The sequence below is a fragment of the Streptomyces sp. NPDC006332 genome, assembly GCF_040612855.1.
Taxonomy (GTDB): Bacteria; Actinomycetota; Actinomycetes; order Streptomycetales; family Streptomycetaceae; genus Streptomyces.
This window is the reverse complement of the sequence record NZ_JBEXRA010000096.1, coordinates 1-11019: the sequence shown is the minus strand read 5'-3', so window position 1 is coordinate 11019 and position 11019 is coordinate 1. Positions and strand designations below refer to the sequence as shown.

Sequence of the window (11019 nt, the reverse complement as noted above, 5' to 3'; positions counted from 1 at the left end):
TGTTGCCGTGCCGCCCACCAGGGCGCCGCTCTGCGTCGGCGACCCGTCACCGAAGTCGAAGGTGACCGTCCCCGTCGGCGTCCCCGCACCCGGCGCGACCGGGGCCACCGTCGCGGTGAAGGTCACCGACTGCCCCACCACCGACGGATCCGGCGAGGAAACCACCGTCGTGGTCGTCACCGCAGGCAGCACGGTCTGGGTGTCTGCGCCCGTGGCGGCCTGGAAGTCGGTGTCACCGCTGTAGGTCGCGGTGACGGCGAACGGGCTGCCGGTCGTGGTGGTGTAGGTGTGGGCCGTCGTCGCGGTACCGCCGGCGACCGGCACCGTCACGGTCGCGCTGCCGTCTCCGAAGTCGAAGGTGACCGTGCCCGTCGGCGTCCCCGCGCCCGGCGCCACGGGGGCCACCGTCGCGGTGAAGGTCACCGACTGCCCCACCACCGACGGATCCGGCGAGGAGTTCACGGTGACCGACGTCGCGGCCGCGGTCACCGTCTGGGTGTCGGTGCCGGTGGAGGAGCCGAAGTTGCTGTCGCCGCCGTAGGAGGCGGTGATGGTGAACGGGCTGCCGGTGACTGTGGTGTAGGTGTGGGTGACCGTCACCGCGCCGCCCACCAGGGCCACCGTCTGGGCCGGGCTGCCGTCACCGAAGTTGATGGTGACGTTTCCCGTGGGCGTGCCGGCCCCCGGTGCGACCGGTGCCACCGTCGTGGTGATGGTCACCACCTGACCGACCGTCGACGGATCCGGCGCGGACGTGACCGTGGTGGTCGTGGCCGACTGGCTGACCGTGTGCGTGTCGGTGTCCGAGGAGCCGGCGAAGTTGGCGTTGCCGGCGTAGGTGGCGGTGACGGTGTACGGGCTGCCGGTGGCGCTGGTGTAGGTGTGGGTCACTGTTGCCGTGCCGCCCACCAGGGTGCCGCTCTGGGTGGGCGACCCGTCGCCGAAGTCGAAGGTGACCGTGCCCGTCGGCGTCCCCGCGCCCGGCGCCACCGCGGCCACGGTCGCGGTGAAGGTCACCGACTGCCCCACCACCGACGGATCCGGCGAGGAGGTCACAGTGGTGCTGGTCCCGGCCGCGGCCACCGTCTGCGTGTCAGTGCCCGTCGAAGGGGTGAAGCTCCCGGCGCCGCTGTAGGTGGCGGTCACCGTGAACGGGCTGCCCGTGGTGGTGGTGTAGGCGTGCGTGGTCGTGGCGGTGCCACCGGCCAGCGTCGCCGTCACCGGCGGCGATCCGTCCCCGAAGGTGAACGTGACCGTGCCCGTCGGCGTCCCCCCGCCCGGCGCCACCGGAGCCACGGTCGCGGTGAAGGTCACCGGCTGCCCCACCACCGACGGATCAGGCGAGGACACCACCGTCGTGGTCGTCGCCGCCGGCAGCACGGTCTGGGTGTCGATGCCCGTGGACGGGTTGAGGTTGGCGTTGCCGCTGTAGGTCGCGGTGACCGTGTACGGACTGCCGGTGGCGCTGGTGTACGTGTGGTTGACCGTGGCCACACCTCCCGCCAGGGGGGCCGTCACATTCGGCGACCCGTCGCCGAAGGTGAAGGTCACCGTTCCCGTGGGCGTGCCCGACCCGGGGGGCACCGGCGCCACGGTGGCCGTGAAGGTCACCTGCTGGCCCGCCACCGACGGATCCGGCGAGGAGGTCACCGTCGTCGTGGTGGCCGCCTTGCCCTGTACGGTCTGCGTGTCCGTCCCTGCCGACGGCAGGTAGTTGGCGTCCCCGGCGTAGATCGCGGTGATCGTGTGCGGACCGACGCTCAAGGTGTTGGTGGTGACCGTCGCCGTTCCCCCCACCAGCGGCGCCGTCAGGATCGGTCCCCCGCTGATGACGAAGGTGACGGTTCCCGTCGGCGTGCCCGTTCCCGGCGCGACCGGCGTCACTGTCGCGGTGATCGTCACCGTCTGGCCGAAGACCGACGGATCCGGTGCTGAGGTCACCGTCGTGGTGGTGGACGCCTTGATGACCACCTCGACCGCAGACCCCGTGGACGAGGTGAAGTTGGAGTCACCGCTGTAGGTGGCGGTGATGATGTGGCCTCCGACGGACAGGTTGTTGACCGTCGCTGTGGCGACACCGCCCACGACGGGCGCCGTCACGGTCGGCCCGCCGCTGACGGCGAAGGTGACCGTTCCCGTCGGAGTCCCCGGACCGAGCGGGACGACGGTCGCGGTCAGCGTCACCGGTTGGCCGAAGACCGAGGGATTCGGCGAGGAGGTGACTAAGGTTACGGTTGCAGGCATGGATCGGCCCTCCAAAGGGAGCTGGGGTGATCGGGTCCGCCTCTCGTGATGACTGCCGAGGGGGCGCTGTCGGCGCCGACGGATGCTGGGCAGCACAACCGTCGTCCCTCGGCAGGAGCTGGGCGGCTCCGGCGGGTACCACCAGTACGCTCCCGGCCGGTTCCGCCACGCCAGAACCATGACGCCCGATTCCCCCGAAGAGCGGAGCGCGCACGCCGCTCGGGCGGCGCGGGGACCGCCTACGGCACCGGCGCACGACGATCGCTGTGCGCCGGTCATTCAGATCCCGAGCAAAAAAGGGCGGACACGGGGCGACCGGCACCGCGGATGCCGGTCGCCCAGTCCCGCCCTTCGTGTGAAGAGGCTGGCTCTCAGGCCGAGTACGTGTGCCGATCCTCAGTCGGCCACGTACTTCTCCCGCAGCTCCACCTTCCGCACCTTCCCCGACACCGTCATGGGAAAGGAGTCGAGGATCTGGAGCCGGCTCGGGATCTTGTAGTGCGCCAGCTTCCCCTCGCAGAAGCCCCGCAGCTCCTCCAGGGTGAGGGGGTCGGCCGGGTCGCGCGGGATGACGCAGGCGAGGACCTCCTCGCCGTAGCGCTCGTGCGGTACGCCGACGACCTGGACGTCCGCGATACCCGGATGGGCGTAGAGGAACTCCTCGATCTCGCGCGGGTAGATGTTCTCGCCGCCCCGGATGATCATGTCCTTGATCCGGCCGACGATCTCGACGTACCCGTCCTCCCGCATCATCGCGAGGTCACCGGTGTGCATCCAGCGCCCCGGGTCGACGGCCTCGGCGGTCTTCTCGGGTTCGTTCCAGTAGCCGAGCATCACGCCGTAGCCGCGGGTGCACAACTCACCGGCGGTGCCGCGTGGTTGGGTGACGCCGGTGGCCGGGTCGACGACCTTGACCTCGACGTGCGGCAGGACCCGGCCCACCGTGGCCGTGCGGTGCTCGAGGTCGTCGTCCCGCCGCGTCTGCAGGGACACCGGGGACGTCTCCGTCATGCCGTAGCAGATGGAGACCTCCGCCATGTGCATCTCGGCGACCACCCGTTTCATCACCTCCACCGGGCAGGGCGAGCCGGCCATGATGCCGGTGCGCAGCGAGGAGAGGTCGTAGGTGGCGAAGTCGGGGAGGTTCAACTCCGCGATGAACATGGTGGGGACGCCGTACAGGGAGGTACAGCTCTCCTGCTGGACCGCGCGCAGGGTGGCAGCGGGGTCGAAGGAGGGGGCGGGGATGACGACGCAGGCGCCGTGCGAGGTGGCGGCGAGGTTTCCCATCACCATCCCGAAACAGTGGTAGAAGGGCACCGGGAGACAGATCCGGTCCTGTTCGGAGTAGCCCACCAACTCCCCTACGAAATAGCCGTTGTTGAGGATGTTGTGGTGGGAGAGGGTGGCGCCTTTGGGGAAGCCGGTGGTGCCCGAGGTGTACTGGATGTTGATCGGGTCGTCGCAGGACAGGTCCGGGGGGCGGGCGTCGGGGGTCGCGCGGGCGATCAGCGCCTCCCAGCTGGGGTCGCCGATGTACGCCACCTCCCTCAGCTGCGGGCATCTGGGCCGTACTTGGTCGACCATCGCCCGGTAGTCGCTGGCCTTGTGGCTGAGGGAGGCGAAGAGCAGGGAGACGCCGGCCTGCTGGAGGACGTATTCGACCTCGTGGGTGCGGTACGCCGGGTTGATGTTCACCATGATCGCGCCGATGCGGGCGGTGGCGTACTGGACGAGCACCCACTCGGGGCAGTTGATCGCCCAGATGCCCACCCGGTCGCCCTTGACGACGCCGCTCGCCAGCAGCGCGGACGCCAACCGGTCGACGTCCTCGGCGAATCGGACGTACGTCCAGCGCCGCCCGGACGGTACGTCGACGAGGGCCTCGCGCTCCGGCCAGGCCGCGACCGCCCGGTCCAGGTTGGCGCCGATGGTGTCGCCGAGCAGGACGGTCCCGCTGGTGCCATGGGTGTACGACGGCTCGCTCACCGGAAGTCCTCCTCGCGGTACTCGGCGTTGGAACCCGCGGCCGTGGCCTCGCGCAGTTCGATGCGGCGGATCTTGCCGGAGACGGTCTTGGGCAGCGGCGCGAACTCCAGGCGGCGGACGCGCTTGTAGGGCGCGAGGGCGCTGCGGGAGTGCTCGAACAGCACCTTCGCGGTGTCGGGCCCGGGCGCCCAGCCCTCCGCCAGCACCACATAGGCCTTCGGGACGGCGAGCCGCAGCTCGTCCGGCGCGGGCACCACGGCCGCCTCCGCCACCGCCTCGTGCTCCAGCAGCGCGCTCTCCAGCTCGAAGGGACTGATCTTGTAGTCGGAGGCCTTGAAGACGTCGTCGGCGCGGCCCACGTAGGTGATGTAGCCCTCGGCGTCGCGCGCGCCGATGTCACCGGTGCGGTAGAAGCCGCCTGCCATCGCCTCGGCCGTGAGGTCGGCGTCGCCGTGGTAGCCGGTCATCAGGCCGACCGGCCGCGCGGACAGGTCCAGCGCGATCTCGCCCTCCGTCGCGCCGGGCGCGCCCGACACGGGGTCGAGGAGTTCGACGCGGTAGCCGGGGCTGGGCCGGCCCATGGAACCGGTCTTCAGGGGCTGGCCCGGGCTGTTGGAGACCTGGACCGCCGTCTCTGTCTGACCGAAGCCGTCGCGGACGGTCACGCCCCAGGACCGGCGGACCTGCTCGATGACCTCGGGGTTGAGGGGCTCACCGGCCGCGACGATCTCGCGCGGCGGGACGCGCAGCTGGGTCAGGTCGGCCTGGATGAGCATCCGCCACACGGTCGGCGGGGCGCAGAACGTGCTCACGCCGGCGCGGTCCATCTCCGCCATCAGCCGGGCCGGGTCGAAGCGCGTGTAGTTGTGGATGAACACGGTCGCCTCCGCGTTCCACGGCGCGAACAGGTTCGACCAGGCGTGCTTGGCCCAGCCGGGCGAGGAGATGTTCAGGTGGACGTCGCCGGGCTTCAGGCCGATCCAGTACATGGTCGCCAGGTGCCCGATCGGGTACGAGGTGTGGGTGTGCTCGACGAGCTTGGGTCGGGCCGTCGTACCGGAGGTGAAGTACAGCATCAGCGGGTCGTCCGCGAGGGTCGGCCCGTCGGGCAGGAACTCGGCGGAGGCGGCGTACGCGTCCTCGTAGGGCTGCCAGCCCTCGGGCACGCCGCCTACGGCGGTGCGCGTGTAGTCGCCGGGCACGTCGTCGAACTTGCCGGCGTCCTCGGCGCGCACGAGGACGTGCCGCACGTTCCCGCGCTCGACCCGGTCGCGCAGGTCGGCGGGGCCGAGCAGCGGGGTCGCCGGGATGACGACGGCCCGCAGCTTCATCGCGGCGAGCGCCGTCTCCCACAGCTCGACCTGGTTGCCCAGCATGACCAGGATCCGGTCCTCGGCGCCCACCCCGCGCTCACGCAGCAGGTTCGCGACCCGGTTGGACCGTTCGGACATCTCGGCGAAGGAGACGCGGACCTCGGAGCCGTCCTCCTCGACGATGTGCAGCGCGGTCCGGTCGTTCCCGCGCGCGATCTCGTCGAACCAGTCGAGGGCCCAGTTGAAGTGCCGGGGGCGGGGCCACTCGAAGCCCTCGTACGCCGTGGCGTAGTCCTCGCGGTGTTCCAGCAGGAAGTCCCGCGCGCTGCGGAACAGCTCCGTGGCCGATGTCATCTGTCCTCCTGGTTGCCGGACCATTGCCGGGCGGCTCTCTGCCATCGTGTAATCCGTGATGCAGGTCTCACTACCCCCGAACGGGGGTGTGTGCCGCAGCGAAGGGGCGAGCAGGTGACGGCAGAGGTGTCGCAGTCCACGGAGATCCGCAGTGCGCTGGTGCGGCTGCGGCGTACGACCGGCCTGCCGGTGGCCTTCGGCGGCCTGGTGGAGCCGCGCCTGAGGCAGATGCGCATCAGCGAACTGAACGGCACGGCCACGCCCGCCCTCAGCGCGCTCGCGGTGACCTCCGGCAACGGCCTGGGCGGCAGGGCGGTGGCGCTGGGCCGCCCGTGCGCGGTGACGGACTACTCCTGCTCGCGGCAGATCAGCCACGAGTACGACACCGCGGTCGCCGCCGAGGGCCTGCGCTCGGTGCTGGCCGTGCCCGTGGTGGTACGGCGCCGGGTGCGCGGTGTGCTCTACGGCGCCCTGCGCGACGCCCGGCCGCTGGGTGACCGCATGCTCGGCGCGGCCGTGGACGCCGCGCGGGACGTGGAGCAGGCGCTGGTCGTCGCGGACGAGGCGCGGGACCTGGTGATCGCCGCGCGAGCCGAGCCGGGCCCGGCCGCCGGGCAGGAGTCCGATCGGGATGGAGCGGCGTGGGAACAGGTCCGGGAGGCGCACGCGGCGCTGCGAGCCCTGGCCCCGAGGATCGCGGACCCGGCGTTGCGGACGGAGCTGCTGGAGGCCTGCGGGCTGCTGACCGCGGGGACCGGTTCTGCCGAAGAGGCGGGTCCGGCCGGAGGAGCGGGGCCGGCCGGAGGAGCGGGGCCGGCGCCCCGCGAGGTGGATGTGCTGGCCTGCGTCGCCGCCGGGGCGACGAACGCGGTGGCCGCCGAACGGCTGGGAGTGACCGCCGAGACGGTCAAGGGGTACCTCCGGTCGGCGATGCGGAAGCTCGGGGCACGGACCCGCGGCGAGGCGGTCGTCGCCGCACGTCGGGCCGGGTGGTTGCCGTAGGCGGCCGGGAGACGACGGCGACCGGATCCGTCGGCGGGTCATTCATGTGTGACAGCGCTGAATTTCTCTCTGCCATCACGTTGTTATTTCCCTCACCACCGCGTTCGGCCGAATTCCATTGTCCGTTGCCTAATATTGGCCCGGACACGACACACGGAGGGGAGCGGTGACCGTGCGACGGGACTTCAAGGAGCCTGCCCGATGCCGCCCCGATCTGCTGATCGGCACGGAGGAGCTGTTCACGGCCGCGCGTGAGCAGCTCGTCCGCGGCGGCAGCGTACTGCTCCACGGCCCGGCCGGAATAGGAAAGTCGACGGTGCTGCGGAGTTTGGCCGCCGAATACTCCGGCACGGCCGGCACCGTCCTGCGCTGTTCCGCCACCGAGTCCGAATCCCACCTCCCCTTCCTGGCCCTGGCGGACCTGCTGGGCCTGGTGGTCGACGAGGTGGCCGGCCGGCTGCCCGCCGCCCAGCGGACCGCCCTGGAGTCGGCGCTCACCGGCCGCGGCGAGTCCACCCTCCAGCGCGACGGCCTGGCGCTGCGGCTGGCCGTCCTGTCCGTGCTGCGCGCACTCGCCGCCGAGGGCCCCGTCCTGATCGTCGCGGACGACCTGCAGTGGCTGGATCCGGCCAGCGCGGAGCTCCTCGGCTTCGCCGCCCGCCGCCTGGGCGACACCCCCGTCCAGCTGCTGTGCGCGGTGCGGACCGACGGGCAGGAGTACGACCGTCATCTACGCGCGTTGCCCCCGGACAGCCTGGCGGTCCGGCTCAACCCGCTCTCCCGCACCCAGGTCTCCGAGCTGCTGAGCCGGCGCGGCTACACCGGTCTGCCGCGCTCCACCGTCCGTGACATCCACCGCACCAGCGGCGGCAACCCGCTGTTCGCGCTGGAACTGGGCCGGGCGCTGACCGAGAACCCGGCCCGGCCCCGCCCCGGCGAGCCGCTGCCGGTGCCCACCTCACTGCGGGCTCTGGTGCTCAACCGGCTGGAGATGCTCTCCGACGAGGCCCGTCGCACCCTGCTGGTGGCCAGCGCGGGCGCGCGACCCACGCTGGCGCTGCTGCACTCGGCCGGCCGGGACAACGCCGAGGCGGAGACCGCGCAGGCGGCGGCCCTGGGTCTGCTGGCGACGGAGCCGGAGGGGCCCGCCGTACGGTTCGCGCATCCGCTGATCTCGGCGGCGCTGTACGCGGAGGCGCCCGCGCAGGAGCGGCGGGCCGCGCACGCCGCGCTGTCCACGGCGGCCTCCGACCCCATCGAGCGGGCCCGGCATCTCGCGCTGGCGACCACCGGAACCGACCCGGAGGTTGCGGCCCAGCTCGCCGAGGCCGCCACCCAGGCCCGGGACCGCGGTGCCCCCTCGGTGGCCGCGTCGCTCGGACTGCTGGCCGCCCGGCACACCCCGGCCGACACCGTGCCCGGGCCGGACGAGCGCCGGTTGCAGGCCGCCGAGGACGCGATCACCGCCGGGGAGGTGGAGCTGGCACGGGACATCGCCCGGGAGGTGCTGACCCGGGTGACCGTGCCCGCGGACCGGGTGCGGGCCTGGATGGTGGTGATCGAGTCCGCCGGACAGGCCCTCGGGGACGTCGACGCCGTCTTCCCGCAGGCGCTGGCCGACGCGGGCGACGACCCCCGGCTGCTCGCCCTGGTCCACTACCAGCTGGCCTGGCGGGGCCTGGTCGTCCAGGGAGACTTCGCGGAGGGCCGGGAGCAGGCCGCGCACGCGGCTCAGCTGGCCGCGCGGGCCGGTGACCGAAGCACCGAACTGCTGGCGCTCGCCTTCCAGGCCCAGACGGAGACCCTGATGGGCCATCCCGACGCCCCCGCGACCATCAACCGGGCGCTCACCGAACCCCAGGACCCGCAGGTCGCGTGTCATCACAACGGGCCGGGCCTGACCCGCTTCCGCTGGCTGCTGATGAGCGACCAGCTGGCCGAGGCCCGCACCACCGTGACGGCGCTGCTGCGCGAGGTGCGGCGGCGCGGCATGGTCGAGAGCGAGGTGCACTTCCTGCGGCTGGTCGCCGAGACGGAACTGCGCTCCGGGCACTGCGGCCGGGCCCTCGACCTGGCCCGGGAGAGCCTGCGGCTGGCCCGCGACTCCGGCATCGGCGAGGTGGCCTCCGCGCTGCTCACCTCGTTCGCGGAGGCGGCCGGCGGGGACGTCGACCGAGCGCTGGCGCTGGCCCGGGAAGCCGCGGACCACGCCGAGGTGGACGGCGACCAGATGTACGTCTCGCGGGCCCTGGCCGCCCTCGGTCACGCCCAGCTGGTGGCCGGGGACGCCCCGGGGGCGGTCCGGTCTTTGCGCCGGGTACGGGAGCTGGAGCTCGGGCTCGGCATCACCGACCCGGCGCGCGGGCGCTGGCACGGTGACCTCGCCGAAGCACTCGTCGCCACGGGTGAGCTCGCCGAGGCGCAGGACCTCGTCACGGTGACCCGCGAACACGCGTTGCGGCTGCGCCGCGAGGGCGTGCTCGCCGTACTGGACCGTGCGGAGGCGCTGGTACGGGCGGCCCGCGGCCAACACGAGGCCGCACTCGGCCAGTTGACCTCGGCGCAGGACCGGCTCGCCAAGCTGGGCTACGGCCTGGAGGAGGCGCGGGCCGCGTTCGCGCTGGCCACGCTGCGCACCCGGCGGCCGGGTCCGACGTCGTACGACGAGGCGGCGCGGCTGTTCAGGCGCTGCCGGGCGCTGCCCTGGCTGCGGCAGGTGGAGGCCGCCACGGTGCCGCCGCCCGCCGAACCGGCCGCTGTTCCCGTCCTCGCGCTCGACGCGCTGGACGGTCTGGCCGCGATGGAGCGTCAGGTCGCCGCGCTGGTCATGGAGGGCGCCACCAACCGGGAGATAGCCGGGCGGCTGTTCATCAGCGTCAAGACGGTGGAGGCGACGTTGACCCGCGTCTACCGCAAGCTCGGGATCCGCTCGCGGGTGGACATCGTCAGACTGGCGGCGGGCCGCCGTACGCCGTGAGTCCGTGAGCGGCAAGTCCTGCGGTTTCGGGGATGTTTCGCGTCCCGACGCGGTGTTCGGAGGGGGCCGACCGAGGGTTTTCCCTGCCCAACTCCCTTAGGGGGTTCCCTCATTGGGAAGGGGAACGTCCGGCTTCTAGCGTAGGTGACGTGCCGCTCGCCCGGTCATACGGGGGTCGGTCCAGAGATCCCCGTGCACGACCCCCCACCCGCGCGACCCCCACCGGCAACCCCCACTGAGGAGACTCATGTTCGGGCTCCACCGCGCCAAGAAGTCCGCCGCCGTCCTGGTGGCCACCGCTGCCGCCGCCACGACCGCGCTGATCGGCTCCCCCGCCACCGCCGCTCCCCAGCCCATCGTCGGCGGCACGACGACCACGACGACCGCCTACCCGTTCATGATGCAGATCACGGACGCCTCGCAGAACCAGTTCTGCGGCGGCACCCTGGTCTCGCCCACCAAGGTCGTCACCGCGGCGCACTGCATGGTCGGCGAGACCACCAGCAGCGTCCGGGTGGTGGGTGGTCGCACCTACCTCAACGGCACCAACGGCACGGTCAGCAGAGTCAGCAAGATCTGGGTCCACCCCGGATACACGGACGCCACCAACGGCGACGACGTGGCCGTGCTGACGCTGTCGACGTCGATGCCGTACACCACGGCGAAGTACGTCTCCTCGTCCCAGACGAGCGTCTACGCGGCCGGTACCACCGCCCGCATCGTGGGCTGGGGCACCACGTCCGCGAACGGCAGCTCCTCCAACCAGCTGCGCACCGCGACCGTCCCGACGGTCTCCGACAGCAGTTGTGCGAACTCCTACGGCTCCGACTTCGTCGCGAGCGACATGGTCTGCGCCGGATACACCTCCGGCGGCGTCGACACCTGCCAGGGCGACAGCGGCGGCCCCTTCCTCATAGGAGGCGTCCTGGCAGGGATCACTTCTTGGGGCGAGGGCTGTGCCGAGGCCGGTTACCCGGGTGTCTACACCCGGCTGACCACCTTCTCCAGCCTCGTGACCGCACAGGTCAACTCGTAGCCAGGAAGGTTCTCCTGAGGATTCCTCAGGTGCAGTACCAGGGGGCGTTGCGGGCCTCCACGTTCGAGTCTGGCCGGTTGGAGAAGGCCATCGATCACGGCATC

The 11019-nt window shown here is 72.0% G+C and carries 6 protein-coding genes; 3 read left to right on the top strand and 3 right to left on the bottom strand.

The window, feature by feature from the left end; genetic code table 11:
- The 3 genes from ABZ027_RS41505 to ABZ027_RS41495 form a co-directional block, all read right to left on the bottom strand.
- A partial coding sequence (locus ABZ027_RS41505) for an Ig-like domain-containing protein (RefSeq protein ID WP_356777993.1) occupies nucleotides 1–2244 on the bottom strand: 2244 nt, incomplete at its 3' end.
- A gap of 396 nt (nucleotides 2245–2640) precedes the next feature.
- Entirely contained in the window at nucleotides 2641–4233 is a 1593-nt protein-coding gene (locus ABZ027_RS41500) for an AMP-binding protein (protein WP_356777991.1), read from the bottom strand.
- Nucleotides 4230–5900 (bottom strand): AMP-binding protein, encoded by a 1671-nt coding sequence (locus ABZ027_RS41495; protein ID WP_356777989.1) that lies wholly within the window; start codon nucleotides 5898–5900, stop codon nucleotides 4230–4232. The genes ABZ027_RS41500 and ABZ027_RS41495 overlap by 4 nt, the downstream gene beginning before the upstream one ends.
- Before the next feature lie 114 nt (nucleotides 5901–6014).
- Between ABZ027_RS41495 and ABZ027_RS41490 the strand changes: the two genes are divergently transcribed.
- The 3 genes from ABZ027_RS41490 (at nucleotide 6015) to ABZ027_RS41480 (ending at nucleotide 10915) form a co-directional block, all read left to right on the top strand.
- Entirely contained in the window at nucleotides 6015–6902 is an 888-nt protein-coding gene (locus tag ABZ027_RS41490; protein WP_356777987.1) for a helix-turn-helix transcriptional regulator, read from the top strand.
- A gap of 166 nt (nucleotides 6903–7068) precedes the next feature.
- Nucleotides 7069–9879: an AAA family ATPase gene (locus tag ABZ027_RS41485; protein WP_356777985.1), complete on the top strand. Its 2811-nt coding sequence runs from the start codon at nucleotides 7069–7071 to the stop codon at nucleotides 9877–9879.
- Between the two features lie 247 nt (nucleotides 9880–10126).
- Nucleotides 10127–10915, top strand: a complete 789-nt coding sequence (locus tag ABZ027_RS41480) for a serine protease (RefSeq protein WP_356777983.1) — start codon at nucleotides 10127–10129, stop codon at nucleotides 10913–10915.
- The last annotated feature ends 104 nt before the right edge of the window (nucleotides 10916–11019 follow it).

Excerpts from the sequence above, each read along its gene's own strand:
- ABZ027_RS41495 (WP_356777989.1), bottom strand. The coding sequence starts at position 5,900 with ATGACATCGGCCACGGAGCTGTTCCGCAGCGCGCGGGACTTCCTGCTG.
- ABZ027_RS41480 (WP_356777983.1), top strand. The coding sequence starts at position 10,127 with ATGTTCGGGCTCCACCGCGCCAAGAAGTCCGCCGCCGTCCTGGTGGCC.